Origin of the sequence: Jannaschia faecimaris (assembly GCF_900107415.1) — a bacterium.
Lineage (GTDB): Bacteria > Pseudomonadota > Alphaproteobacteria > Rhodobacterales > Rhodobacteraceae > Jannaschia > Jannaschia faecimaris.
The window spans coordinates 104,307-128,891 of sequence record NZ_FNPX01000001.1 but is presented as its reverse complement, the minus strand read 5'-3'; the positions used below and the strand labels follow the sequence as shown (position 1 = coordinate 128,891).

Annotated in this window: 24 protein-coding genes; 7 read left to right on the top strand and 17 right to left on the bottom strand. The window is 63.6% G+C overall.

The features are described from left to right. Positions 1 to 84: 84 nt before the first annotated feature. From ppk2 to BLV27_RS00595, 7 genes are all read right to left on the bottom strand, one after another. A complete protein-coding gene (gene ppk2, locus BLV27_RS00625; protein WP_092640730.1) occupies positions 85 to 969 on the bottom strand; it encodes a polyphosphate kinase 2 in 885 nt (294 codons plus the stop codon). 71 nt (positions 970 to 1,040) lie between these two features. Beyond that, a complete protein-coding gene (locus BLV27_RS00620; RefSeq protein WP_092640727.1) occupies positions 1,041 to 1,556 on the bottom strand; it encodes a hypothetical protein in 516 nt (171 codons plus the stop codon). A 391-nt stretch (positions 1,557 to 1,947) separates the two neighbouring features. Next, positions 1,948 to 4,677 carry a DNA translocase FtsK gene (locus BLV27_RS00615; RefSeq protein WP_092640724.1) on the bottom strand — a complete coding sequence of 910 codons (2,730 nt, stop codon included), beginning with the start codon at positions 4,675 to 4,677 and terminating at the stop codon, positions 1,948 to 1,950. A gap of 9 nt (positions 4,678 to 4,686) precedes the next feature. Further along, positions 4,687 to 5,862 (bottom strand): aminotransferase class I/II-fold pyridoxal phosphate-dependent enzyme, encoded by a 1,176-nt coding sequence (locus BLV27_RS00610; protein WP_092640721.1) that lies wholly within the window; start codon positions 5,860 to 5,862, stop codon positions 4,687 to 4,689. Positions 5,863 to 6,133: 271 nt separating this feature from the next. Beyond that, a complete protein-coding gene (locus BLV27_RS19645) occupies positions 6,134 to 6,313 on the bottom strand; it encodes a thermonuclease family protein (RefSeq protein ID WP_244504491.1) in 180 nt (59 codons plus the stop codon). Next, entirely contained in the window at positions 6,310 to 6,576 is a 267-nt protein-coding gene (locus BLV27_RS00600) for a hypothetical protein (RefSeq protein ID WP_092640718.1), read from the bottom strand. The genes BLV27_RS19645 and BLV27_RS00600 overlap by 4 nt, the downstream gene beginning before the upstream one ends. Positions 6,577 to 6,714: 138 nt before the next feature. After that, positions 6,715 to 8,040: an amidase gene (locus BLV27_RS00595; protein ID WP_092640714.1), complete on the bottom strand. Its 1,326-nt coding sequence runs from the start codon at positions 8,038 to 8,040 to the stop codon at positions 6,715 to 6,717. An 85-nt stretch (positions 8,041 to 8,125) separates the two neighbouring features. Here BLV27_RS00595 and BLV27_RS00590 point away from each other — a divergent pair, with 85 nt between their 5' ends. Then, positions 8,126 to 9,331: an FAD-dependent monooxygenase gene (locus BLV27_RS00590; RefSeq protein WP_092640710.1), complete on the top strand. Its 1,206-nt coding sequence runs from the start codon at positions 8,126 to 8,128 to the stop codon at positions 9,329 to 9,331. A 3-nt stretch (positions 9,332 to 9,334) separates the two neighbouring features. On the opposite strand, the gene BLV27_RS00585 is transcribed toward BLV27_RS00590, so the two are convergent. The 7 genes from BLV27_RS00585 to BLV27_RS00555 all read right to left on the bottom strand — a co-directional run bounded on the left by BLV27_RS00585 (position 9,335) and on the right by BLV27_RS00555 (position 14,954). Continuing rightward, the gene (locus tag BLV27_RS00585; RefSeq protein WP_092640707.1) at positions 9,335 to 9,523 is read right to left on the bottom strand and encodes a Trm112 family protein; all 189 of its coding nucleotides are present in this window, start codon (positions 9,521 to 9,523) and stop codon (positions 9,335 to 9,337) included. Further along, complete coding sequence (locus BLV27_RS00580; protein ID WP_092640705.1) at positions 9,520 to 10,164, bottom strand: LON peptidase substrate-binding domain-containing protein; 645 nt, start codon at positions 10,162 to 10,164, stop codon at positions 9,520 to 9,522. The genes BLV27_RS00585 and BLV27_RS00580 overlap by 4 nt, the downstream gene beginning before the upstream one ends. Before the next feature lie 27 nt (positions 10,165 to 10,191). Continuing rightward, positions 10,192 to 11,109: a tetratricopeptide repeat protein gene (locus BLV27_RS00575; RefSeq protein ID WP_092640702.1), complete on the bottom strand. Its 918-nt coding sequence runs from the start codon at positions 11,107 to 11,109 to the stop codon at positions 10,192 to 10,194. Positions 11,110 to 11,167: 58 nt separating this feature from the next. After that, complete coding sequence (locus BLV27_RS00570; RefSeq protein WP_092640699.1) at positions 11,168 to 11,956, bottom strand: exodeoxyribonuclease III; 789 nt, start codon at positions 11,954 to 11,956, stop codon at positions 11,168 to 11,170. A 93-nt stretch (positions 11,957 to 12,049) separates the two neighbouring features. After that, positions 12,050 to 13,198: an MFS transporter gene (locus tag BLV27_RS00565; RefSeq protein WP_244504490.1), complete on the bottom strand. Its 1,149-nt coding sequence runs from the start codon at positions 13,196 to 13,198 to the stop codon at positions 12,050 to 12,052. Positions 13,199 to 13,242: 44 nt separating this feature from the next. Further along, entirely contained in the window at positions 13,243 to 13,902 is a 660-nt protein-coding gene (locus tag BLV27_RS00560) for a DUF2461 domain-containing protein (protein WP_092640693.1), read from the bottom strand. Between the two features lie 365 nt (positions 13,903 to 14,267). Next, positions 14,268 to 14,954, bottom strand: a complete 687-nt coding sequence (locus BLV27_RS00555) for a response regulator transcription factor (protein WP_092640690.1) — start codon at positions 14,952 to 14,954, stop codon at positions 14,268 to 14,270. A gap of 163 nt (positions 14,955 to 15,117) precedes the next feature. Here BLV27_RS00555 and ribA point away from each other — a divergent pair, with 163 nt between their 5' ends. Both ribA and BLV27_RS00545 read left to right on the top strand, forming a co-directional pair. After that, on the top strand, positions 15,118 to 16,158 hold the full coding sequence (gene ribA, locus BLV27_RS00550; protein ID WP_092640687.1) for a GTP cyclohydrolase II: 1,041 nt from the start codon (positions 15,118 to 15,120) through the stop codon (positions 16,156 to 16,158). Between the two features lie 5 nt (positions 16,159 to 16,163). Beyond that, positions 16,164 to 16,694: a L,D-transpeptidase family protein gene (locus tag BLV27_RS00545; RefSeq protein WP_092641984.1), complete on the top strand. Its 531-nt coding sequence runs from the start codon at positions 16,164 to 16,166 to the stop codon at positions 16,692 to 16,694. On the opposite strand, the gene BLV27_RS00540 is transcribed toward BLV27_RS00545, so the two are convergent. Continuing rightward, complete coding sequence (locus tag BLV27_RS00540) at positions 16,691 to 17,344, bottom strand: YggS family pyridoxal phosphate-dependent enzyme (RefSeq protein WP_092640684.1); 654 nt, start codon at positions 17,342 to 17,344, stop codon at positions 16,691 to 16,693. The two genes, BLV27_RS00545 and BLV27_RS00540, sit on opposite strands and share 4 nt — an antisense overlap. A gap of 91 nt (positions 17,345 to 17,435) precedes the next feature. Next, positions 17,436 to 18,524 carry a porin gene (locus BLV27_RS00535; RefSeq protein WP_092640680.1) on the bottom strand — a complete coding sequence of 363 codons (1,089 nt, stop codon included), beginning with the start codon at positions 18,522 to 18,524 and terminating at the stop codon, positions 17,436 to 17,438. A 284-nt stretch (positions 18,525 to 18,808) separates the two neighbouring features. Here BLV27_RS00535 and BLV27_RS00530 point away from each other — a divergent pair, with 284 nt between their 5' ends. The 4 genes from BLV27_RS00530 (at position 18,809) to holA (ending at position 23,418) form a co-directional block, all read left to right on the top strand. Beyond that, positions 18,809 to 19,315, top strand: coding sequence for a DUF3576 domain-containing protein (locus BLV27_RS00530; protein WP_092640677.1), 507 nt, complete (start codon positions 18,809 to 18,811; stop codon positions 19,313 to 19,315). Positions 19,316 to 19,401: 86 nt separating this feature from the next. Continuing rightward, positions 19,402 to 21,957 (top strand): leucine--tRNA ligase, encoded by a 2,556-nt coding sequence (gene leuS, locus BLV27_RS00525; RefSeq protein ID WP_092640673.1) that lies wholly within the window; start codon positions 19,402 to 19,404, stop codon positions 21,955 to 21,957. Further along, entirely contained in the window at positions 21,944 to 22,441 is a 498-nt protein-coding gene (gene lptE / locus BLV27_RS00520) for an LPS assembly lipoprotein LptE (RefSeq protein ID WP_092640670.1), read from the top strand. The genes leuS and lptE overlap by 14 nt, the downstream gene beginning before the upstream one ends. Further along, positions 22,438 to 23,418, top strand: a complete 981-nt coding sequence (gene holA, locus BLV27_RS00515) for a DNA polymerase III subunit delta (RefSeq protein WP_092640667.1) — start codon at positions 22,438 to 22,440, stop codon at positions 23,416 to 23,418. The genes lptE and holA overlap by 4 nt, the downstream gene beginning before the upstream one ends. Positions 23,419 to 23,422: 4 nt before the next feature. Here the strand turns inward: holA and BLV27_RS00510 are convergent, their stop codons facing one another. Further along, positions 23,423 to 24,493: a fatty acid desaturase gene (locus tag BLV27_RS00510; protein ID WP_092640664.1), complete on the bottom strand. Its 1,071-nt coding sequence runs from the start codon at positions 24,491 to 24,493 to the stop codon at positions 23,423 to 23,425. Positions 24,494 to 24,585 lie beyond the last annotated feature (92 nt).

Genomic DNA, 24,585 nt, shown 5'->3' with positions numbered 1-24,585 from the left:
GTGTTCGAATGGGATATAGGTACGATGTGCGCCAAGTCCCACCGATATGCGATGACAGAAGGGTGACAGCGGTTGTCCGCGTAATCAGGCGTTGTGCCGGTTGTCCGGGTGCAGCGACGCGGCCAGTACGTGGTCCGACCGGTGGACCACGTGACCGGCGTGCAGCACGATCTTCGGGTCGGGGGGCTGTGCGACGTTGAGGTTCTTGTCCGGATAGTCGATTGTCGACAGGAAATGCCGCATGCAGTTCAGGCGTGCACGCTTCTTGTCATCGGACCGGACTACGGTCCAAGGCGCGTCGGCGGTATCGGTGTAGAAGAACATCGCCTCCTTCGCCTCGGTGTAATCGTCCCATTTGTCGAGGGACGCACGATCGATGGGCGAGAGTTTCCACTGCTTCAGCGGATCCGTCTCGCGCGAGGTGAAGCGTTTTCGCTGCTCACCGCGGGTGACGGAGAACCAGTACTTGTAGAGCCGAATGCCCGACCGGGCCAGCATCCGTTCGAACTCCGGCGTCTGACGCATGAATTCCAGGTATTCGGTCGGTTCGCAAAAGCGCATGACCCGCTCTACGCCCGCGCGGTTATACCACGACCGGTCATAGAGAACGATCTCGCCCGCCGTCGGCAAGTGTTTGACGTAGCGTTGGAAAAACCACTGTCCGCGCTCCTCTTCGGTCGGCTTGTTGAGGGCAACGACGCGGGCCGCGCGCGGATTCAGATGCTCCGTGAAGCGCTTGATCGTGCCGCCCTTGCCTGCCGCGTCCCGGCCCTCGAACAGCATGACGACCTTTTGCCCGGACTCCTGGACCCAGCGTTGAACCTTCAGTAACTCCACCTGCAAAGCGGCCTTTTCGACCTCGTAAGCGGCGCGGGCGAGGTGCCGCTTGTACGGATAGGGGACCACCTCGAACCGGGCGCGGGGGCGGGCGACGGCGATGCTTTCGGCATTCGACGGCTGCTTGTTCATCTGATCCTCCACAGAGTTCCGGGTCGGGATGCTGTTGTGACGGAGTGGCGGGGCGGTCGCCTTGATCTGGCTCAAGGAGAGGGTTTCGACGTCGGAGAGCGGGGGTGATTCACGGGTGATATGCGGCTGATCTGCGTCGGACGTAGAGTAGGGCGGATGTTCCAGCCGTTCGTGGCACGAGATCGCAGGACGCCGGGCAGGACCACGAGGCATTTGCAGGCAGAGGAAGAGAGCGCGGCGAGCGGTAGAGTGCCACCAAGAATCTCACGCCCGAACTTCCGGAGAGCACCCCGCAGTTCCGCATTCTCGGCGCGAAGAAACGCTAGCCGCATTTCCGCCCCGCCGCGGGGCGCGTCGTCTGTGACTTCGAGGCAGGTCGGGATCGTGACCATGCGCTTGGCGAGGGCACGGACCATCTTGCCGATCCCGGCGACGTAGTGTGGCGCGTAGATGCGCAGCCCGACCTTCAAGTCGCAATCCTGCGGGTAGGTGACCACCACACCAAAGCCGGAAAACTCGCTGCGGTCATGCGGCGGGTAGCGGGCACCACGCGTCGCCATCCATGCAGGGTTCTCGCGCTCTTCCATAAAATGGTGGAGTTCAACGGGTGCTGAATCGTGCGACTTTACCTGCACCGGAAGTCCCTCAATCCTGAAGAGGTCGGGAACGAGAACGTGGCTGCCGTGGTATCGAGAGACCAGTTCGCAGCGAACAGCCGAGATAAGGACGAGCTGTCATCATCCACATCGAAGACGACACGGCACGGACCATTCAGGAGTCGGCATCGATGATTTCGTAAACCCGGTCAGCACCATTCTGAGGAGGGAAATCCCTGTATCCCGCCGTCTGCCAAAGAACCTCACCGGCGAGGAAGGCGCGGGTTCCATCTCAACGGTAGCGGTGCCGGATTCCTTCGCCGCAGCAACCGATGCTGCGCGCGCAAGACCGATCGATAAGGCTTCTGGCCGACATTCTTGCCTACCCGTTCGGATCCGGCAGCAGGATGTCGCGCTTGCCGACGTGGTTGGCCGCAGTCACCGCGCCGTTGTCCTCCATCTGCTCAACCAGGCGCGCGGCCTTGTTGTAGCCGATGCCCAGCTTGCGCTGGATGTAGGAGGTGGAGCATTTGCGGTCACGAGCGACGATTTGGACCGCCTGATCGTAGAGTGCATCTTCGCCGCCGGAGTCGCCGCCCGTCAGGCCCAGCACCGCGTCGATGTCGCCCGCCGCGTCGCCGTCGGGTCCGTCCAGCACGCTGGACGCATATTCCGGCGGGCCGAAGGATTTCAGGTGGTTGACGATTTCCTCGACTTCCTCATCCGAGCAGAAGGGGCCGTGGATACGGGTGATCTTGGAGCCGCCAGCCATGTAGAGCATGTCGCCCATGCCCAGAAGTTGCTCGGCCCCCATCTCGCCCAGGATCGTGCGGCTGTCGATTTTCGAGGTGACGTGGAAAGAGATCCGCGTCGGAAAGTTCGCCTTGATCGTGCCAGTGATGACGTCAACGGACGGGCGCTGTGTGGCCATGACAAGGTGGATGCCAGAGGCCCGCGCCATCTGTGCAAGGCGCTGAATGCAGGCCTCGATCTCCTTGCCGGCGACCATCATCAGGTCGGCCATCTCGTCGACAATCACGACGATGTAGGGCAGCTTTTCGGGGACTGTCTCCTCGGTTTCGAAGATCGGCTCCCCTGTCTCATCGTCGAAGCCGGTCTGTACCGTTCGGCTGAACATTTCGCCCTTGTCGAGCGCATCCTTCACCCGACCGTTGTAGCCCGAGATGTTGCGCACGCCCATTCGGGACATCTTGCGGTAGCGCTCCTCCATTTCGCCCACGGTCCATTTCAGGGCCACGACGGCCTTCTTGGGGTCGGTCACGACGGGGGACAGCAGGTGCGGAATGCCGTCATAGACCGACAGTTCCAGCATCTTCGGGTCGATCATGATCATCCGGCAGTCTTCCGGCGGAAGCTTGTAGAGCAGCGACAGGATCATGGTGTTGATTGCGACCGACTTGCCCGAACCCGTGGTACCGGCGATCAGCAGGTGGGGCATCTTGGCCAGGTTCGCGACGATGGGCGCGCCGCCGATGTCCTTGCCCAGTGCCAGCGGCAGTTCCTGGCTCGAGTCGCCGAAGTCGCGGGCGGACAGGATTTCGCGCAGAACGACTTTCTCGCGCCGTTCGTTCGGGAGTTCGATGCCGATGACAGTGCGGCCCGGTACAGTCGAGACACGTGCCGACAGGGCCGACATGGATCGCGCGATATCGTCAGCCAGTCCGATGACGCGGCTTGCCTTGAGGCCGGCGGCCGGCTCCAGCTCGTACATGGTGACGACGGGACCGGGACGGACGCTGACGATCTCGCCTTTGACGCCGTAGTCATCCAGCACTGTCTCCAGCATGCGGGCATTCTCTTCCAGCGCTTCGTCGGACAAGACGTGCCGTTCGACCGTTGAGGGGTCGGCCAGCAAGCCAAGAGGCGGCATCTCGTAGTCGTTGGCCTTCGCCTCGAACTGGAGCGCGGGCTGCGCTTCCGCGCGGGCCTGCCTTGACGGCTGCGCGGGCTTGGCTGCGGGTTGCACCACTTTGCGCGACAGGGCTTGGCGCGTTGTCGGCTGCGGAGTGGGATCGGCTGTTTCGATCAGCGTGTCTTCGTCCAGGCCGGGGGGGCGTATGCTGGCGTTGGTGTCGGCTGTCGGCGCGGTTTGCAAGGTCGACTCGGGGCGCGGTGCGACGGCAAGCGTCGGTTCGACCCGCGCTGTCGGGGCCATGGGCGCGCCGGGGGCAGGGGTCAGGGCCTGTGCAATATTTGCGCGGCGTACGCGGGTGCGCACGGCACTGGCGATGCGGGCGCTGACCCGGTCTTCGCCGTCGTCTGACAGACTGTCATCGGCCAAGGGCTCGGTCATTGTGCGCTGTGGCAGCCAGGACATCAGGTTGCGCCGGGTCGGTGTCTCTTCCTGCTCGAACACGTCGTCTTCGAAGGCTTCTTCCTCGCGCGAGGCGCGGGCCTCGCGGATGGCGGCGGCGCTTTTCATCGTGCCGACTGCGGCTCCACGCGCGGCCGATCCGGTCGCCAGCTTTATCATATGCACGGCATTGCCGAGGCCGGTCAGGAAGAAGACCCAGGCCCGGCGCAGGTCGTCGCGCGTGCATCCCAGCACCCAGGCACCGCCGAGGACCGTTGCACCGGCAATCGCCAGTGAAAGGATCTTGAGCCCGATCGATGCCGTGATTGGCAGGATCTGGAGCAGCGCCCCAAGAGCCGTATCACCGAACAACCCGCCGAGGCCGAAATCATGCGTCCAGCCGACCCCCGGGACCATCGATGCCGAATAAAGCGACAGGAGCAGCACCCAACCCGGAACGAACAATCCGCGCGGCAAGGCACGCTCGGATCCTGCGTGGACAGCAAAGCGCAGTCCCCAGATCATCAACCCCGCGGCCAACCCCAAAGAGCCATAGCCCAGAACCAGGTAAAGCGGTGCGGCCAGTGACGCGCCGAACAGGCCCAGCCAATTGCGCGGGGCCGCGTCTGTCGCCGCCAGCCAATTCGGATCGTCAGGATGATAGCTGAGCAACAGGACGGCTAGCGCCAGCCCGAACAGCATCATCAGGACGCCCAGACCCTCCCGCCCGCGACGGGCCAGGCTGATCTGCATGCTTGAGTCCAGAAGGGGATCGCGTTGCCGCACCTGATAGGCCATGAAACCTCCTTATGAATAAAGGCAATCGCGCAGGCGCGTCAGCCCGTCGATCGTCTCGCCAAGCGGACCCACAAGGGCCGCGCGAATGTATGTGTCACCGGGATTCCCGGCTTCGGTATCCCGGGCGAGGTAGGCACCCGGCAGGACTTTGACCCCCGCTTCACGCCACAGCTTAAGCGTCGCCTGTTCGCCGTCCTCGACCGGCAGCCAGAGGAAGAAACCGGCGTCGGGAATTTGCAGGTCCGGGAAGATGCCCTTGGCCGCCTCGAACTTTGCCGCGTAGAGTGTGCGGTTTTCCTCGACGTGGGTTTCTTCGGCCCAGACTTCGGCGGCGGCCATTTGGAGCGGCAGCGGAAGCGGCGCTCCGGCGTAGGCGCGCAATTGCTTCATGCGCGCGATGTTTTTCGGACCAGACACGGCGAAGCCCGAGCGCAGACCCGCAAGGTTCGAACGCTTGGAAAGTGAATGGAACGCCACGACCCGCTCAGGGTTGGCCCCGGTGGCCTTTATCGCTTCCAGCACGCCCACGGGTGGCTGGCCGCGATATATTTCGGCGTAGCATTCGTCGGCGCAGATGATGAAATCGTGCTTTTCGGCCAGCCGCAGCAGGTTCGCCCAGTAGTCCATCGAGGCCGTCGCCCCCTGCGGATTCGCGGGCGAACAGATGTACATAATGGCCGTACGGTTCAGCAGAGCGGGGTCAACCGCGTCATAATCGGGCAGGTGGCCGGTCGCGCTGGTCGCATTCAGGTAGACCGGTTCCGCCCCCACCGAGAGAGAGGCCACGGCATAGACCTGATAAAACGGGTTCGGCGTCAGGATCGCGGGGCGCTGACCATTCTTGGTTTCGGGGCAGAGCGCCATAGCAGCGTTATAAAGGCCCTCGCGCGTGCCGTTGAGCACGAGGATGTCCCGCTCCGGGTCGGCATCGTAGCCGTAGCGCCGCTTCAACCATCCGGCACAAGCCCCCAGAAGTTCGGGCGCGCCGTCGTTGGGCGGATAGGACATGAAGGCCGCGTTGTGCCGCGCAATCACCTCGCCCACCAGTGCGGGCGGTGCGTGGCGCGGGTCGCCGATGGTCATCTGAATCGGCGTATTGCTGCCGGGCGACAGGTCGCCAAGCAATGTCCGCAGACGCGGAAACGCATATTCAGGCAGTTCGGAGAACCGCTTCGGAGAAATCATCGCCTGTAGCCTCGATACGGGTGCTCTAACGGCCCCATTTTTAGCACGATAGCAAAGGCATGGGGCCGGGGTCTACGGTAAACGTCGGTGCGTCATGCAGGTGTGGCTTTGGGGTCGGTCGAGGGCGGTATTACCTCCGTCGCTGCTTTTGGTTCGTCTCGAACCTGTCCCACACGTCCATTCGCCCCTTCTGTCGGGCGTCTGCCAGCCACATCTTCTTGCGCGCGTCAGGTACCTCCAGCGTGCGGTAGATCCCGCCGGAGTATTTCGGTCAGTCAATTGCAAAACCTGCCTTCACCATTTCCGCCGAAAGATCGCGTCCATCGGGTAGGTAGCATCGTGCGACCGTCCGATCGTGAACGTCTTTCTGTGGTACTTCGGCCCGGATCTTTTGACCCTTGCACATGTGGATAAGCGCCCATTTTGCATTGTTGCCATGGGGATGGTTCATTTCTGGAGCATCCACACCGAAGAGACGGATCGGGCGCGCTGGATGACGCCCGTATCTCCGTCGATGATACGGGCGGAACCATTCAGAATCACCGACGTGGTCGTGCGAGGAGCTTTGGCCACCGGGAGCGGTGCCCTTTTCACGGGTCTTGTTAGCGGTTCGACGCGTTTGGGCAGCGCTCCATTGCCTGATGCCTTCCGACTGATCTTGGCGATAATGACGATGAATCCAATCAGCATGATGAGTGCGATCAGGCCGTCCAAGGCATCTCAACTTTCTGTGCTGTCCGGATATGGACCCCGTTCCCACCTAAGCCGTGGCCGAGTGGCCTGTTCCGCAAGAGGCAAAGTCCATGTTGGTTGCCGTTGAGATGCGCAGAGCGGCTGTCGTCTCCCTGGATCTCATCCAAGCGCGGTCTCCATCGCCGCGCCCAGCCGTAGCAACCGTTCTTCCTGCATCGGGGGGCAGAGCGCCATGACGCCACACATCGGCACGCCCGTGGGCAGGGTCAGACCGCAGAGGCCCAGAACGTTGCCGACGCGGGTATTGCGCAGCGCCATAAGGTTTTCGGTGACGTAGTAGTCCTCGTCCGTCATCAATCGTTCCCGATCGGGGGGCAGAATCGCGGCAGTTGGCAGAATCACAGCGTCGTACCCGGCAGTGGCACTCAGATAGGCGGCTTCAGCCGCGCGGCGCTTGCGATGCGCGTCCAGTACATCGGCGGCCTTGACGTCGCGCCCTTGGCGAAAGCGTTCCAGTATGCGGTCGAACATCAGATGGGGATTGGCCTCGATCACGTCGCGCCAGATCGCGTAGCCTTCGGGCGCGAACAGCAGGGGGGTCAGGTCCATCGCGTCCTTGACGGCCGTGACTTCCCCCCTCTCGACGACCGCCCCGGCATCTTGGAACCGCTCCACGGCGTGTTTGAAGGCGACGCGGGGGGCGTCGCGGCTGGTGTCCGCATAATCGGCCAGCACAAGCAGCCGCTTACCCTTCAGGGTTGCTCCAGACAGGTCCGCCGCCTTGCCGCCTTCCAGAAGTGCCAGCATCAAGGCCGCGTCCTCTACCGTGCGCGAAAGCGGGCCGATGGTGTCCATTGTCTCGACCAGGGGGACCACACCGGCGGTGCTCACCCGGCCCAATGTCGTCTTGAGGCCCACGAGGTCATTCCAGGCCGCCGGGTTTCGTACCGAACCGCCCGTGTCCGACCCGATGCCCACCGGGGCGAGGCCAAAGGCGACCGAGGCCGCCGCCCCTGACGACGACCCGCCGGGCACCCGATCCGTGTCGTTGCGATTGTGGGGCGTTGCGGTCATCGGGTTCAGGCCAAGGCCCGAAAAGGCCAATTCCGACATATGCGTCTTGCCGAGGCAGACCGACCCGCCGTGGGTCGCATTGGCCAGCACGGTCGCGTCGTCCTGCGGCACACGACCCTTCAGCAGCGCGGTGCCCGCTTCGGTCGCGACGCCGGCGGTATCGAACAGGTCTTTCCAACTGACCGGCACACCGTCCAGCGGCCCCCGGCGCAGGCCGAGGCCCGCACGGCGCGCCGCTGCCGCCGCTTCGGCCCGGGCGCGGTCGTCGGTCAGCCTAGCATAGATGTCGTCGCGCGCGGCGTGGCCCGCGATCGCGGACAGGTAGGTGTCACAGAGCGCTTCGGCGTCGATGTCACCGCTGGCGATGCCCCGGCCCAGGTCCGCCGCGCTTGCCCATAACCATTCCTGCATCGCCGCCTCCGTCAAAGTGTCGCGGGTCACGCTAGAGCGCGGCAGAGGATTGGACAATGGCGGGCGGGCGGGCATATCTGGGGTCATGAATGCAGATGTCATCATTGTCGGCGGCGGGCTGACCGGCCCGCTGACGGCCCTTGCCCTGGCGGACGCCGGCCTCACCTCCCTTATTCTCGACGCGCGGCCGCGCGATACCTTCGACGACGCGGGATTCGACGGACGGTCTTACGCGATGGCGTTGGGGTCTGTACGGCTGATGCGGGCCTTGGGTCTGTGGAATGCGCTGGCCGGGACGGCGCAACCGATGACGGGTATCCGCGCCAGTGACGGTCGCGCAGGCCAGGGGGCCTCGCCCCTGCACCTTGCCTTCGATGCCGCCGAGATCGGCGAGCCGTTCATGGGCCAGATGGTGGAGGACCGGTTTCTGCGCCCTGCACTTCTTGCCGCCTGTGACGCGAATGACCGGATCGAGATGCGCTTTGACACGATTGTCAGCGATCAACGTGCCACGGCAGCAGGCGTCGAGGTGGAGGCGGGCGAGACGCTGACGGCGCGTCTGTTGCTGGGGGCCGACGGACGCGAAAGCGGGGTTGCCCGCCGTGCCGGGATTGGGCGGACCGCCAAAGATTACGGTCAGACTGCGCTCGTCTGCGCCGTTGAACACGACCTGCCGCACAACGGCGTTGCGCATCAGTACTTCATGCCCGCCGGACCGCTGGCGATTCTGCCGCTCCGGGGCAACCGGTCCAGCATCGTTTGGACCGAAAGCGGCGACACGGCCGGCGTCCTGAGCGCGCTGCCCGACGACGATTACCTAGAGATCCTGAGGCCCCGCTTCGGCGACTTCCTGGGGGAGATCCGATTGCTCGGCGCGCGGCACAGCTATCCCCTCGGCCTGACGCTGGCCAATGCTTTCGTCGCGGACCATATCGCCCTCGTGGGGGATGCGGCCCATGGTATCCACCCGATCGCGGGTCAGGGTCTGAATCTCGGTATCAAGGATGTGGCCGCGCTGGCCCATGTGCTCGGGCGTGCCCGCGCGCGCGGGGAGGATATCGGCGCGGCGGACGTGTTGGCGCGGTATCAGCGCTGGCGTCGGTTCGATACCTCGGTCATGGGGATCGCGACGGACGCGGTGAACAAGCTGTTTTCTAACGACAACCCTATTCTGCGCTTGGGGCGCGACCTTGGCATGGGGGCGATTTCCAACATGCCGGTCTTGCGCCGAAAGTTTATCAGCGAGGCGGCGGGGATTTCCGGCGACCTGCCCCGCCTGATGCGCGGCTGAGCATCAATCCAGCTTGCGGGCCTCGTCAATCAGCATGATCGGAATGCCGCCCCGGATCGGGAAGGCCAGCCGCGCGGACTTGGACACCAATTCCTGAGCATCCGCGTCATACGACAGCGAACTGTTCGTCTGGGGGCAAACCAGCGCTTCCAGCATCTTGCGGTCATGGGTCGGGGCCTTGCCGTCGCTCATTGCAGCATGCTTTCGCCTTCTCCGCCGCGCAGGGCGAATTCCATCAGGGTCACAACTGTCTCGCGACGGGTGCCAAGGCTGGGCGCTTCCAGAAGCGCCTGCTTTTCCTCCGGCTCGAACGGACAGAGCATCGAGAGAGAATTTATCAGCAACTCTTCGTCCGCATCTTTCAAGCTGTCCCAGTCGGTCGAGAGGGACTGCGCCTCGAAATAACGGTGCAACAGGTCTAGGAAGGCCGGCCGATCGAAAGTCTTGTCGACTTCGGGTTTGCCGAGATCCCGCTCAAAGCCGGCCCAACTGACGTCGGCTTGAAGATAAGGCTGAAAGCCAGACACCTCGCGCGTGATCCGATAGCGCGACACACCGGCCAGCGTGATCATGTAGCGGCCGTCCTCGGTCTCGGACAGTTGGGTCAGCCGTCCGGCGCAGCCGATCGACTGCAATTCCCGCCCGTCGCCGGTCGTCTGGGCGCGCGGCTGGACCATTCCGATCAGGCGATGGTCCGTCTTCAGAGTGTCATCAATCATCTGAAGGTAACGAGGCTCGAAGATGTGCAGCGGCAAGCGGGCGCGCGGAAGCATCAGCGCCCCCGGAAGGGGAAACACGGGGATCGTCGGGGGGAGGTCATTCGATCGATACATGGTCAGGAACCTAGAGCGCGGGGTGCGTCAGGCAAAGATCATCGACGACAACTTGCGGCGTCCCTTCAGAACAATCGGGTCCGTCGGCTTCATGGCCTCGAAAATCGTGAACAACTGCGCTCGCGCTGCCCCGTCATTCCACTCCCGGTCGCGGCGAAACAATTCCAGCAGCTGATCGACCGCGGCTTCGGTGTCGCCGTTGGCCTGCAAGGCGGCGGCCAGGTCGAGGCGCGCCTGATGGTCGTTCTCGTCGGCCTCGACGGCGGCGGTCAGGTCGGCGACAGGGCCTGCATTCGCCGATTGGCGGGCCAATGCGATCTGGGCGCGGGCAGCATCGATTTCGGCGGTGCCCTCCAAGGCTTCGGGTGCGTCGTTGACTAGCGTTTCAGCCTCGTCCACCTCGCCAAGCGCCAGATGCGCGCGGATCAGTCCGCCATAGGCGACGGCGTTTTCCGGCTCCTCGCCCAGAACGGCGGCGAACGTCTGGGCAGCGTCAACGGCTTCGCCCGCGTCGAGCATTTCCTCGGCCGCGGCAATGGCTTCGGCAAGACCGTCGTCTTCCTCGGCCCCGCCACCCAGTGCGGCAGTGCGCTTTACGAACTCGGCGACTTCATTCTGGCTGACGGCCCCCTGAAAACCATCTACCGGCTTGCCCTGCCAGAATGCGTAAACGGTTGGGATAGACTGGATCTGCAACTGGGCCGCGATCTGCTGGTTTCGGTCGACATCGACCTTGGCCATGATCACCGCGCCCTTGTGACCCGTAACGGCCTGCTCCAACTGCGGGCCCAGCGTTTTGCAGGGGCCGCACCATGGGGCCCAGAAATCCACGATTACGGGGGTGGTCATCGATTTCTCGACCACCTCTACCATGAAGGACCTCTCGTCGACGTCGCGGATCAGGTCGGTTGGTGTGTCGGTCTGGGACTGGCCAAGTTCGATCATCGGGCGGACTCCTCTGTTGGCAGGTTATATGCGACCGAGCGCCACATATTCCAACCCTTCAAAGGTCAAAGGTGGCAAGCACCGGCGCGTGGTCGGACGGTTTGTCCCAGCCGCGCACGTGACGCAGCACCCGGCTGGAATGCGCGGCGCTGGAGATGTCGGGCGTGGCCCAGACGTGATCCAGTCGCCGGCCCTTGTCGGCGGTGTCCCAATCCGGGGAACGGTAGGACCACCAGCTGTACAGATTGCCATCGGGAATGTCGGCGCGCGTCACGTCGACCCATTTGCCCGCTTCCTGAGTCTGCGCCAGCGACTCGACTTCGACCGGTGTGTGGCTGACCACTTTGAGCAGCTTCTTGTGGTCCCACACGTCATCTTCGCGGGGTGCGATGTTCAGATCGCCCACAAGGATCGCCTTTTGGGGCGCGGCAGCATGGAAGGCGTCGCGCATGTCGGACAGGTAGTCGAGTTTCTGGCCGAATTTTTCATTGATCTGCCGGTCGGGTTTGTCGCCACCGGCGGGGACATAGAAGTTGTGGATCGTGACCCCGTTCTCCAACCGTCCGGCGATGTGGCGCGCGTGGCCGAGCTTCGCATGATCTTCGGCCCCGGCCTCGGCGATCGGCAGCTTCGACAGGATGGCGACGCCGTTGTATCCCTTCTGTCCGCGCGCAACCATGTGGGTATAGCCCAGCGATGCGAATCCTTCGGTCGGAATCTTGTCCACCGGGGACTTGCACTCCTGCAGGCATAGCACATCTGGCGCTTCCTCCCGCAGGAAGCGCAGCACAAGCTCTTCTCGCAGGCGGACTGAATTGATGTTCCAGGTGGCAAGGGTGAAGGCCATGTCTGTGCTCCGGGCTTTGGGTGCCGCCTTTTGGCAGGGTGAACACGCGGGGGCCAGCCCCGTGCCCCCGCCAAGTTCCCGAGATGAGGGGGGTCACGGCTTCTCGATTCTAAGGCGACGCGAAAGCAGCGCCAGCGTGATGAGGATCACGCTGCCCCCGACGGCATAGGCCCCAAGGATCAAGCGCACGTCGGCCTCGGGCATCTGGCCCACTTCGGTCGTGCCGCTTGCCGCGATCCAGAGAGTGGCGGCGAAGAACAGACGGCCAAGCAGGCTTTGCAGCGACAGGTAGGTCGCGCGGCTGCCGTCAGGCAGGAGCGGTTGAATCCGCGCGATCAGGAACGGTCGGGCAAGCGCGTCGGGCACCATCCGCGCCATCAGCAGCAGGACGGCCAGCGGCCCCGTCGCGATGGCCAGCGCGCCCGGCAGCGCCAATTGCAGGGCAAAAGCCCCCAGGAGCATCGCTGTCAGGCCGATGGCCGCCCGAAGGCGAGGTGCGACCAGTGACACGGCAAGCGATACCGTCATCATCGCGGCAGTTATGGCACCGCTGATGATGGGTGTCTCGGAGGCGAAGTCAGTACTGGCAAGGGCGCGTTCGATGAAGGGCTGGCCGAAGACAAAAGGCACGTGGCTGAAGGCATACATCACGATCGCCAAACCCGAAAGCCAGAGGAGCACCGGTTGCCGGACCGCATCGCGCAACAGGTTCAGGCGCGACGGGCCCGTCGGGTCGTTGGTGGCCTGTGGCGGCTCGCGGAACATCCATGTGACGGCCAGGAGGACGCCGAAGCCCGCCGCACTCGCGATATAGGGCCAAGTCAGATCGAATCGTGCCAGGGCACCGCCCCCCAGAGCCGAGAGCGCGAGGGCCGCGAACCCGGCCCGCCAGCCGCGCAACTCTTGCGCCTCGATCTCCTCCTCCCGGCCTTCGGCGGCTAGGGACTCGTAGAGGAGCGAACTGTCTGTTCCGGATGCGAAGGCCACTTGCGTCGCCAGAAGCACCTGAGCAACGGCGAACCACCAGAACGGGCCGCCCATCGCTTGCATCATCGCGGTCGCCACTCCGGCGAAGGCCGCGACGAGGAGGGTGCGGCGGCGACCCCAATGGTCCGAGAGCCAGCCCGACGGAACCTCCAGAACCGTCGTGCTCACGTCGAAGATGGCGTACATCAGGATCGCCTCGGCGGCCGAGAGTTCGGCCTGGATGTACAGAAACCAGATCGCCTGCCAGAAGAGCAATCCGGCCAGGAACCTGTACCAGGGATAGAGAGCGAGATTACAACTCAAAGCCGATCCGCCAGAAAGCGGCGGAAGGGGGCCAGCGCCTCGATCCGGTCGGTCAGCGCGGCCAGCAGCCCCTCGCTGCTGTCACGCCAACCCTCGACCAAGGGCATCGACAGGGCGAGCGACTTGCGCCGCATCAGATCCGCGTGCGGATGGTCCTGATCGTAGGGTTTTGGCACACGCTTGAGCGGGTCCGGGCCGATGTCCGCGATCTCGGCACCCGTCTGCGTGATCACGTCTGCCAGTTGGTCACCCCAGGTATCGACGAGCACGCGATACCTGCGCAGGGCCTCGCCCGCGAAACCGGGCACACCACAGGCGACAAGCGTGGCCGCGGGTTCGATGGCAAAATAGAACACAGGTGCCATGTCAACGGCGTCGCCGGTACGCCATGTCATTGCCAGCCGGGTCTTGAGGGGCGACTTGTCCTTGGAGAACCGAACGTCGCGGTAAATTCGGAATACCTTCCCGGTGTGGCCGTCGCCGGTGATGCGGCTGATTTCCTCGGCCATCAGTTCGGTGAAAAGCTTTGCCGGACCCTCGATATCGGTCTTCCACTGATCCTTGCGCGGCTCGAACCAGTCTTTCGAGTTGTTCCGCGCCAGTTGCCCGTAGAAGGCCTGCGCCCGGTCCAGCATCTGGGTAAATCCGTCCGACATCGCTTGCTCCTCGGTGGCGCTCTTCCGCGTCCTTTCCGAATCTAGCGCAGGTGGTGGGGCATGTCCCGGACCTTGATCCTGAAAACGCAAACTGCCCTAGGCTGATGGCAGCACCGGGTTCTGCGCCGCCGCGTGCGGGCATGGTGATGATGGCCGGCGTCGCCCCCGTTGGGCGGCCGGGGGAAAAAAGTCAGCCTGCGGCAAAAAAAGAGGCCGAACCCGAGGGTCCGGCCAAGTCCAACAGGGAGGTTGCATCAGAAATTCCGCTGATGCGCCGGTACATGAATATAATACTACGAGACGAAAGTTTCCCTAGGGTTAATTTTCGGAAATTTCGGAATTCTGAATCGGCTGTGACACCTGCGTCACGCCATCAGGCGGTATCCCCCGCTCTCCGTGACCAGCAAACGGGCGTTCGACGGTTCGGGTTCGATCTTCTGGCGCAGGCGATAAATGTGTGTCTCCAGCGTGTGTGTCGTGACACCGGCATTGTAGCCCCAAACTTCGTGCAACAGCACGTCGCGGGCGACGGTCCCGTCGCCGGCCCGGTAAAGAAACTTGAGGATATTCGTCTCTTTTTCTGTAAGGCGGATTTTCTTCTCATCCTCGGTCAGCAGCATCTTCATCGATGGTTTGAAGGTGTATGGCCCCAGGGCGAACACGGCATCTTCGGACTGCTCATGGGTGCGCAATTGGGCCCGAATCCGGGCCAGCAGGACCGGAAACTTGAAAGGTTTGGAGATGTAATCGTTCGCCCCTGCATCCAGCCCCAGAATCGTGTCGGCGTCGGTATCATGGCCGGTCAGCATGACCACGGGACATTTGACACCCTGCTTGCGCATGAGTCTGCATAATTCGCGCCCGTCAGTATCCGGCAGGCCCACGTCCAGAACGATCAGGTCGTAGAGTTGTTCCTTTGCCCGGCTCATGCCGGTGGCCCCCGAATCGGCTTCAAAGACGTCGAAATCCTCGGTCATCACAAGTTGTTCGGCGAGGGCATCGCGCAAGTCGTCGTCGTCATCGACAAGTAGGATCTTCTTGAGATTGGCCATCGAAGCCTCCGTTATCTGTTTCCCTATTGGTGCCTCGTGCCCCTCTGTCTGGGAAGTCTGCTCATCACCGCTCACGCCGACGTGTCGCCAAAGGTGCAAATGTTTCATATGTGCAGTGTGCAAGGCCCGTCATCGGGCGAAATGTTACAGGAAATCACGCGCGATGTTATCGCCCACCCCGTCCGAACTGCTGGCGCGCGCCTGCGCCGACCTTAGGGTCGGGCTGCCGGTGTCCGTGGGAAACGTCGTTCTGGCCTCGGTCGAGACCCTTTCTGCGGAACGTCTGGAGGGGCTGCGTCGCGCCGGAGATCTGGTTCTGACGCTATCCGGTCGCCGTGCGGAAACGTTGAAGGCGCGCGCCTACGACGGCGATGTCGCACGAATCGCGGTGCCCGAAGGGGTGGATCTGGCTTGGCTGCGCGCGGTGGCCGACCCGGCAAACGACCTGCGCGCCCCGATGAAGGGGCCGTTGGCGACGCTGCGCGGCGGCGATTGCGCCCCCTGGAGGACCGGCGTGCGCCTGGCCAAGGCGGCGCAGCTGTTGCCGGCCGTGGTCGGTGTCATTGCACAGGCTCCTTCCGGCATCACCCGGCTTTCGGTCGATCTCTCGGCGACGCCGCCGTTGCCGCCGACGCTGATTTCGGCAGCCCGCGTGCCCCTTGCTGTCGAGCGCCAGTCCCGTGTGCAGGTGTTTCGTGACGGGGTCGAAGAACACTACGCCATCGAGATCGGCATGATCGACCGCGCGGCCCCTGTGCTGACGCGCCTGCACTCGGCCTGTTTTACCGGCGATGTGCTTGGGTCCCTCAAGTGCGACTGCGGCCCCCAACTCCACGCCGCGATGCAGGCGATGGCCGAGGCAGGCGGTGGTATCCTCCTCTATCTCAACCAGGAGGGGCGTGGGATCGGCCTTGCGAACAAGATGCGCGCCTACGACCTCCAGGATCAGGGGTTCGATACCGTCGAAGCCAATCATCGGTTGGGATTCGAGGATGACGAACGGGATTTCCGGCTGGGAGCGGGCCTTCTGCGGCGGATGGGGATCGGCACGATCCGGCTGATGACGAACAATCCGCGCAAGCTGTCGATGATGCGGGGGCAGGGGATTGAGGTTGCGGAACGCGTGCCGCTGCACGTGGGACGGACCTCGGAGAATGCGGATTACCTGAATGTGAAACGTACGAAGTCGGGGCATCTGGAGTGATGGCGATGGCGGAAGCCTCCGGCGGGAGTATTTTCAAAGCGAAGAAGACGGATATTGTCCTGACGCCGTTGGGCGCGCGCTTCAGGGGTCGGGTCCTTCCCTGCACCGTCGGACGCGGCGGAATCGTGGCTGACAAGCGGGAGAGTGATGGCGGTACGCCAGTCGGTGTGCATGGCATCGTCGGAATGCTCTATCGCCCCGACAGGATGCCGAAGCCGACGAACTGGGCCTTGCCGATCGGGCCGGGTGATCTGTGGTGCGACGATCCTGCGCATGAGGATTACAACCTGATGGTCCGCGCGCCCTTCGCAGCCTCGGCCGAGGCACTGCGCCGGGCGGACCCGCTGTATGATCTGGTGATTCTTACCGACTGGAACTGGCCGCGTGCGGAATACAAACGCGGTTCGGCCATTTTTCTGCATCGCTGGCGCAGGCCGGGATATCCGACCGAGGGGTGCGTGGCATTCGCGCCGGAGCATCTGCTCTGGATTGCGCGGCGCATCACCTTTGGAACGCGGCTGATCGTGCGCGCCTAGTCCGAAATCCGCGCGCCGAAGATCGCGGAGCCGACACGGATGTGCGTCGCGCCGAAGGCGATTGCCTGCTCGAAATCGGCGGACATGCCCATCGACAGACCGGAGAGCCCGTTGCGGGCCGCGATCTTGGCCAGAAGTGCGAAATGCAGCGATGGGGTCTCATCGACCGGGGGGATGCACATCAATCCCTTTACCGGCACATCCAGCGCCCGAACATCGCGAATGAAGGCGTCGGCGTCGCGTGGCGCGATCCCGGCCTTCTGGTCTTCTTCGCCGGTGTTGATTTGCAGGAACAGGTCGGGACAGCTGCCGATTTCCTGCGCCATATCCGCGATGCGGCGTGCCAGTTTCAGACGGTCGATGGAATGGATGGCGTCGAACAACTCCATCGCAGGGCGGGCCTTGTTCGATTGCAGCGGGCCCAAAAGGTGCAGCTCCACACCTGAGTAACGCTCTTTCCAGGCGGGCCACTTGCCCTGGGCTTCCTGCACGCGGTTTTCGCCGAAGATGCGGTGGCCTGCGTCCAGTACGGCCTCCACCCGCTCGTTCGGCTGTACCTTGGAGACGGCGATCAGCGCGATTTCGGCAGGGGAGCGGCCCGCGCGTTCACAGGCGGCGTCGATACGGGCGGTGATTTCGGGAAGGGACATGGGTGGCCTCCGGCAGTGGGATACCCCATGTGCCAAAAAGAAAAGAGCGGGCACAAGGCCCGCTCTTCCCTCAACTGATGATCCGGTTGGATCAGAAGTTCATGCGAACGCCGAACGAAACGGTATCGACGGTGTCGTCGGCCGAGTCGACAAGGTTGCCGTAGTCGGAGTGGCCGTAGCCGAACTGAACGATGGCACCGCCACCCAGGTCGTAACCGACGGTCAGGCCGTAGCCTTTGATGTCGTCGACACCGGCTGCGTCGAAGTCGTACTCACCGTAGTTCAGGCTGGCCGAGATGGCACCCGTGGTGTAGCCGACGCCGACGCCGATGTGATCGACATCGTTGCCTGGGGTCAGGATACGACCGCCTGTGTTCGCTGCAAGAGGGACAGCGGCGATGGCTGCGGCTGTGAACGCACCGTCCGCAATCGCGTTCGGAATGTGGTTTTCGTATTTCATGTACGACAGGCCGGCCGCGAAGCCGTTGCCGAAGGAGGCGTTGGCCGACATGCCCAGCGCGCTGACGTCGGTCCCAGCGATTTCCGAGCCCTGGTAACCCAGGCCAAGACCAACGGTGGTGCCGCTCAGGTCGAGGTTATAACGGAAGCCGATACCCAGAACGTCGGAGGAGTTGGCAATTCTGTCTTCGGCCAGTTCGGCCGACAGAGCGACGCCGAAGTCACCGAACGAGTAGTCGTAGCGAACGACTTGTCCGTCCCACAGACCGTCGAGGCCGTTGTTGCCGTTGAAGCCGGCGTGCACGGTCTCGTCATCGCCGAGCGAACCGGAGTTGAAGGCAACCTCGGTCAGGGCCCAGTCGACGGCACCGTCGGTATCACCGGCGGTCAGTGTGCCGAAGGCACCCGAGAGGAAGATGGTCTCGCCACCCTGCCTACCGGGGAATTCGAAGTTTTCGCCGTTGCCGCTTTCGTCGAGGTCGATGGTCGCGCCGAAGGTCAGGCCGCCGTCGGTCTCGCCCGACATGGTGAACGTGATGTCCAGATCGGTGTGGAAGCTGGTCTCACCGTCGACGACGTTGACTTCAACGGCAACATCATCGCCGACCAAAGCGTCGTTGTTAAAGATACCCATTTCGGCGTTGCCGGTGAGTGTGATTTCGGCCGAGGCGGCGCCGGCGAAGGCAACCAGAGCGGTCGAGGCGAAGAGAACGTTTTTCATAGTTTTCCCTCGTGTTTCAGGATCGTCCCCACCACGGGAATCGCGTTGGGCGTGGGTGTCGTTTCAACTATCGGTGCCTCACTCGCAAGAAAGGCACGGGGGGATGTCCGGTTTTCGCCTGTTCCATGGTGCTTTCGTGCCACAGTACCGCCGCCCCTGCCCCCATCGCGCCCCAGTCTGGGGGGTGGTGTGGCCCGGATACCCCGCGGCACCTTGTTCGCCAGCGCGCAGATGGGTTAGGACATCACATATATAAGGACACCGGCACGCAGGGGGCGCTGATCATGGGCGGCAAGACATTGGGGCGGGGAATCGCGGCATTGACCGTATTGGTTTTCCTGGCTGGCTGCGGTGGCGGCGCGTTATTCGGAAAATCGCGGTCCGAGCGTATCGCGGAACAGGACAATCCGCGCACCATTGCGCGCGCACAGCGGTCGCAATCGACGCAATCATCGGTCTTCGACCTTTTCTCCAATCAGGACGACCCGAACGTCACGCTTGAGGTGAACCGTTATCTCTGGGCGGCGACGCTGGATGTGCTCAATTTCCTTCCCGTGCAGAACGCCGATCCCTTCTCGGGGGTGATCCAGTTCGGATATGGTACACCGCCGGGCGGCGGCCGTGCCTACCAGGCGACGGTGCTGATCCAGGACCCGGCGCTTGATGCCCGCAGCCTGAACGTGTCGCTGCGCACGCGGGGCGGCGCTGCCAGCCGGGAAACCCAGCGTGCCATCGAAGATGCGATCCTGACCCGCGCGCGGCAGCTTCGGATCCGCGACAGCAATCTCTGATCCAGACGTGTCCGCCGGGCACGCCATTCCACTACATCACTGACGCCCTGGCCCGATGGTCCGGGCGACCACCAGGGACCGTTTGCATGACCGACGCGCCGACCGGATACGACACCGCTAACATCGAAGCGAAATGGCAGAAGGCCTGGGACGAGGCCGAGTTGTTCCGTGCCGAGCGGTCGGACGCCCCCAAGTATTACGTGCTGGAGATGTTCCCCTATCCTTCGGGGCGCATCCACATCGGCCATGTGCGAAACTACACGATGGGCGACGTCATTGCGCGCTACAAGATGGCGTCGGGGTTCAACGTGCTGCACCCGATGGGGTGGGATGCCTTTGGGATGCCAGCCGAGAACGCCGCCATGGCAAGCGGCGGCCATCCCAAGGAATGGACCTATAACAATATCGACGTGATGCGCGGACAGATGAAGCCGCTGGGCCTGTCCATCGACTGGTCACGCGAATTCGCCACCTGCGACCCGGAGTATTATGGCCAGCAACAGGCCTTGTTCCTCGACATGCTGGACAAGGGGTTGGTGTACCGCAAGCCGGCCATCGTGAACTGGGATCCGGTCGACATGACCGTTCTGGCCAACGAACAGGTGATCGACGGCAAGGGCTGGCGGTCGGGCGCGGAGGTGGAGCGCAAGGAGCTGACGCAGTGGGCCTTCGCGATCTCCTCCATGGCCGAGGACCTGCTGGACAGCCTGGGCGACCTGAAGGATTGGCCCGAGAAGGTCCGCCTGATGCAGGAAAACTGGATCGGCAAATCGCGCGGGCTTCAGATGACCTTCGCCCTGTCTCAACCCGCACACGGTCATGACGGCATCGAAATCTACACCACCCGCCCCGACACCCTGCGCGGCGCGTCGTTCATCGCGCTCGCGCCCGAACATCCGCTTGCAAAGGCGCTGGCAAGCGAGAATGCCGACCTTGCCGCCTTCAATGCCGACGTTCGCAAAGGGGGCACGACCGAGGAAGCGTTGGAAAAGGCCGAGAAGCGCGGCTTCGATACCGGTCTGACGGTTGAGAATCCGTTGGGCGGCACGCTGCCGATCTGGGTCGCGAACTTTGTGTTAATGGATTACGGGACCGGCGCGATCTTCGGTTGCCCGGCGCACGACCAGCGTGACCTGGACTTTGCGCGGAAGTATGACCTGTCGGTCACTGATACTTTTGTCGCGCTCAATGATGGGACACCGGTCGCTGGCACCGCCTTCGTTCCACCCAAGACCGAGAAGGTCCTTTGGATCGACCAGCCCGCGGGTGTGGAGGAGGCCACGGGCCAAGAGGCCATCGACGCGACCATAGACTGGGCCGAGGCCAGGGGACTGGGCACCGGCAAGACCCAGTACCGCCTGCGTGACTGGGGCCTGTCACGGCAACGCTACTGGGGCTGCCCGATTCCGGTGGTGCATTGCGACGCCTGCGGTGTCGTGCCCGAAAAGAAGGAAAATCTGCCGGTCGAATTGCCCGATGACGTGACCTTCGACGTGCCCGGCAACCCGCTGGACCGGCATCCGACCTGGCGGGACGTGAACTGCCCGTCCTGCGGCAAGCCCGCCCGGCGGGAAACCGACACGATGGATACCTTCGTCGACTCAAGCTGGTACTACGCCCGCTTCACAGCACCCCACGCCCAGACGCCGACGAATATGGACGACGCCACCTACTGGATGAACGTCGACCAGTACATTGGCGGGGTGGAACACGCGATCCTGCACCTGCTCTACAGTCGCTTCTTCGCCCGTGCGATGAACGAGACGGGGCACCTTCCCGCCTCCGCGCGGGAGCCGTTCAACGCGCTGTTCACGCAAGGGATGGTAACGCACGCGATCTTCCAGACGCGCGACGACAAGGGGCGCGCGGTCTATCATCTGCCTGAAGATGTCGATCTGGACACCAGAACCGTCAAGGCTACCGGCGAGACGATCGAGATCATCCCCTCGGCCAAGATGTCCAAGTCCAAGAAGAACGTCGTGGACCCGCAGGACATCATCGCCAGCTATGGGGCCGACACCGCACGCTGGTTCGTCCTGTCAGACAGCCCGCCTGAGCGGGACGTGGAGTGGACGGCTTCCGGGGCCGAGGCGACGCACAAGCACCTGCGCCGCGTGCACCGTCTGGCGACCGACGTGGCACGGGCCGACCGCCCCGCGAATGCCGCCGATGCCGATCTGGCAAAAGCCACCGCGCGGGCCATTCAGGAAGTGACCGACGGAATCGAAGGATTCGCCTTTAACAAATCCGTCGCCAAACTCTACGAGTTTACCAATACGCTGCACAAATCGGACGCCGGAGCCGAGGCGCGGCGCGGCGCGATCAAGGTCCTTGCGCAACTGATGTCGCCGATGACGCCCCACTTGGCCGAAGAGATCTGGTCGATGATGGGCGGGGAAGGCTTCGTGCTGAGCGCGCCCTGGCCGGTGGCCGATCCCGCGCTGCTGGTCGACGATTCGGTGACGCTGCCGATTCAGATTAACGGCAAGAAGCGCTCCGAAATCGTGGTGCCCAAGGACATGCCCAAGGCAGAGATCGAAGCGCTGGTCTTGCAGGATGAGGCCGTGCAGCGCATTCTTGAAGGCGGTCAGCCCAAGAAGTTGATCGTCGTTCCGGGACGGATCGTGAATGTCGTCGTCTGATATACCTCGCCGCGCTTTGCTGACGGTCGCGCTAGTCGCACTTGCTGGATGCGGGTTTACCCCGGTCTACGGTCCGGGGGGGGGCGGCGCGGCACTGCGTGCGGCGATCCGGCCAACGGAGCCGGACACCGACCTGACATTCGCTTTCGTGCGTCAGTTCGAGGAACGGCTGGGCCGCGCAGTCGTGCCGATGTGGGAACTGGACTACACCATCGTCACTTCGGACGAGGCGTTGGCCATCGACGGATCGAACAACATCACCCGTTACAACATCGAAGGCTGGATCGACTGGACCGTGACGCCCGTTGGGTCGTCATCCGTCATGCTTTCGGGACGCGACAGCACCTTCACCTCGTATTCGGCGACGGGCTCCACCATCTCGACCCTGGAATCCGAGCGGGACGCACAGCGGCGTCTGGCCCGCATCTTGGCAGACAAGGTGGTCACGCGCCTGCTGGCCGAGGCGGCCACGCTGGCACAATGAACCTGAAGGGTGCCCAGGCGACGAAGTTCTTCGCCAAGCCCGATCCCGGCACGACCGGTGTGCTGATTTATGGGGCGGACGCGATGCGCGTGGCCCTCAAACGCCAGGAATTGATCCTGAACCTTGCGGGACCGGACGCCGAGGGTGACATGCGCCTGACCCGCATGACCGGGCAGGAGGCCAAGTCGGACCCGACTGCAGTGATCGACGCGCTAAAGGCAGTTGGCATGTTTCCGGGCGCTCGGGTCGTGTTCGTTGATGGCGCGACCGAGTTGCAGGCCGGGCCGATCCTGAATGCGCTTCAGGACTGGGCCAAGGGCGATGCGGCGTTGGTCGTCACGGCAGGCGCGCTCAAGAAGACGTCGAAGTTGCGAAAAGCGTTCGAATCACATCCAAACACGGCGTCGATCGGACTTTACGACGACCCGATGGGCCGCGATGAGATTGAGGCCCTGATCGCAGCGGAGGCCCTGACCTGCACGCCGGAGGCGCGCCGCGATATCGACGCCTTGGCCGCTGCGCTCGATCCTGGTGACTTCCGGCAGACGCTGACCAAGATCGCGCTCTATTCCAATGGCGAAGAAGTCACGCCCACCGCCGTCGCCGCGATGGCCCCGGCCACGGTGGATGCCGACATGGACGAGGTGATCCTTGCGGCCGCTGACGGACGCGCGGCGCAGATCGGACCTCTGATGCAGCGCCTGTCTGGACAAGGCGTAGCCCCTGTGACGCTGGCCATCTTCGCGACGCGCCATTTTCAACAACTGATGGGTCTGGCGCTTGGCACGGGGCAGGCCTGGGGGCCGAACCGCGACGCGTTGCAACGACAGGCCCGCGCATGGGGCGTCGCGAAGGCGGAACAGGCGCTTGCGCTGATGATGGATACCGACCTGACGCTGCGGTCGTCGTCCCGCGCACCGGCGATGGCGGTGATGGAACGGGCACTGATCCGGCTGGCGATGATGGCGCGCAGTTGACCGGTCAGGCGGCGAACGGGCGCAACCGCTCGACCTCTGCGCGGTAGGGCGCGGCACCGGGCGGCAACTCGGGTATGATCACGGCCTCGCGATAGGTGAGCTGCTTGACCAGAACGGGTAACAGCCGCTGGAACGCAGCCCAGACCGACGGCTCCGGCGCGGGAACCTGATCCGCGATCAGACCGTGCAGTTTCGGCAGATTATAATAGGGCACCATCGTGAACATGTGATGTTCGAGGTGGTAGTTCATGTTGAGGTAGATGAACCGGCTGACCGGGTTCATCAGGACCGTTCGCGTGTTCAGCCGGTGGTCCGTCACGTTCTCGGCCAAGCCAAGATGTTGCAACAGACCGGTCAGCACATGATGCCACGCGCCGTACATCCGCGGCAGACCCGCCAGCATGAAAGGCAGGATCGACCCCATCCAGAGCGCGAGACCGATCACCACCGCATAGATCGCGACCCATATCCGCGCAACTAGGAAGACGCGCGGATAGTCGGCCGGGCGCAGGTACATCGCCTCCTCCGGATGGACCTGCCCGGACGCGTGCAGCACCATCCGCCGCACTAGATGCGGGACATCCAGCAGGCCGAACAGATTAAGCACGACGCGCAACAGGTCTGGCGGGCGCATTGCGACGATCTCGGGGTCGCGCCCCACAATAACGGTATCGGTATGGTGGCGCACATGGCTTGCCCGCCACACGGTGGGCGAGCGCATCAGCATGAAGGCCGCGATATGGTAGACGACTTCGTTCATCCATTTCGTCTTGAACGCCGTCCGGTGCCCGCATTCGTGCCAGCGCGCATCCGACGCGGAGCCGTACATCACCCCGTAGATCGCCCAGAACGGGGCCGACCACCAAGATGGCCAGAGCGCGATTGCCATGCCCGCCGTCACGATCATCACGCCGATCCATATCACTGTATCCCGTATCGCCGGTGCATCGCGTTTCTCCATCAGCGCACGGATCGCATGCGAGTCCACCGGGGGGCGGAACCAGTTCGGCCCGCTCATACCTTCGGCCTCGACGCGGCGGTCGGCTTCGGCAGACAGGGTGTAGGCGTTTGACATCACCTAGACCCTAGGCCGTCATCCGCCCTGTGCACAGTCTGTTTTGCGGGGCTGGCCTGATGGGTGGAAATGGCGGAAGGTGATGCAACCTT

Coding starts and splice junctions, on each gene's coding strand:
- ppk2 (WP_092640730.1), bottom strand. CDS start 969: ATGAACAAGCAGCCGTCGAATGCCGAAAGCATCGCCGTCGCCCGCCCC.
- BLV27_RS00620 (WP_092640727.1), bottom strand. CDS start 1,556: ATGGAAGAGCGCGAGAACCCTGCATGGATGGCGACGCGTGGTGCCCGC.
- BLV27_RS00615 (WP_092640724.1), bottom strand. CDS start 4,677: ATGGCCTATCAGGTGCGGCAACGCGATCCCCTTCTGGACTCAAGCATG.
- BLV27_RS00610 (WP_092640721.1), bottom strand. CDS start 5,862: ATGATTTCTCCGAAGCGGTTCTCCGAACTGCCTGAATATGCGTTTCCG.
- BLV27_RS19645 (WP_244504491.1), bottom strand. CDS start 6,313: ATGAACCATCCCCATGGCAACAATGCAAAATGGGCGCTTATCCACATG.
- BLV27_RS00595 (WP_092640714.1), bottom strand. CDS start 8,040: ATGCAGGAATGGTTATGGGCAAGCGCGGCGGACCTGGGCCGGGGCATC.
- BLV27_RS00590 (WP_092640710.1), top strand. CDS start 8,126: ATGAATGCAGATGTCATCATTGTCGGCGGCGGGCTGACCGGCCCGCTG.
- BLV27_RS00585 (WP_092640707.1), bottom strand. CDS start 9,523: ATGAGCGACGGCAAGGCCCCGACCCATGACCGCAAGATGCTGGAAGCG.
- BLV27_RS00580 (WP_092640705.1), bottom strand. CDS start 10,164: ATGTATCGATCGAATGACCTCCCCCCGACGATCCCCGTGTTTCCCCTT.
- BLV27_RS00575 (WP_092640702.1), bottom strand. CDS start 11,109: ATGATCGAACTTGGCCAGTCCCAGACCGACACACCAACCGACCTGATC.
- BLV27_RS00570 (WP_092640699.1), bottom strand. CDS start 11,956: ATGGCCTTCACCCTTGCCACCTGGAACATCAATTCAGTCCGCCTGCGA.
- BLV27_RS00560 (WP_092640693.1), bottom strand. CDS start 13,902: ATGTCGGACGGATTTACCCAGATGCTGGACCGGGCGCAGGCCTTCTAC.
- BLV27_RS00555 (WP_092640690.1), bottom strand. CDS start 14,954: ATGGCCAATCTCAAGAAGATCCTACTTGTCGATGACGACGACGACTTG.
- ribA (WP_092640687.1), top strand. CDS start 15,118: ATGTTATCGCCCACCCCGTCCGAACTGCTGGCGCGCGCCTGCGCCGAC.
- BLV27_RS00545 (WP_092641984.1), top strand. CDS start 16,164: ATGGCGGAAGCCTCCGGCGGGAGTATTTTCAAAGCGAAGAAGACGGAT.
- BLV27_RS00540 (WP_092640684.1), bottom strand. CDS start 17,344: ATGTCCCTTCCCGAAATCACCGCCCGTATCGACGCCGCCTGTGAACGC.
- BLV27_RS00535 (WP_092640680.1), bottom strand. CDS start 18,524: ATGAAAAACGTTCTCTTCGCCTCGACCGCTCTGGTTGCCTTCGCCGGC.
- BLV27_RS00530 (WP_092640677.1), top strand. CDS start 18,809: ATGGGCGGCAAGACATTGGGGCGGGGAATCGCGGCATTGACCGTATTG.
- leuS (WP_092640673.1), top strand. CDS start 19,402: ATGACCGACGCGCCGACCGGATACGACACCGCTAACATCGAAGCGAAA.
- lptE (WP_092640670.1), top strand. CDS start 21,944: ATGTCGTCGTCTGATATACCTCGCCGCGCTTTGCTGACGGTCGCGCTA.
- holA (WP_092640667.1), top strand. CDS start 22,438: ATGAACCTGAAGGGTGCCCAGGCGACGAAGTTCTTCGCCAAGCCCGAT.
- BLV27_RS00510 (WP_092640664.1), bottom strand. CDS start 24,493: ATGTCAAACGCCTACACCCTGTCTGCCGAAGCCGACCGCCGCGTCGAG.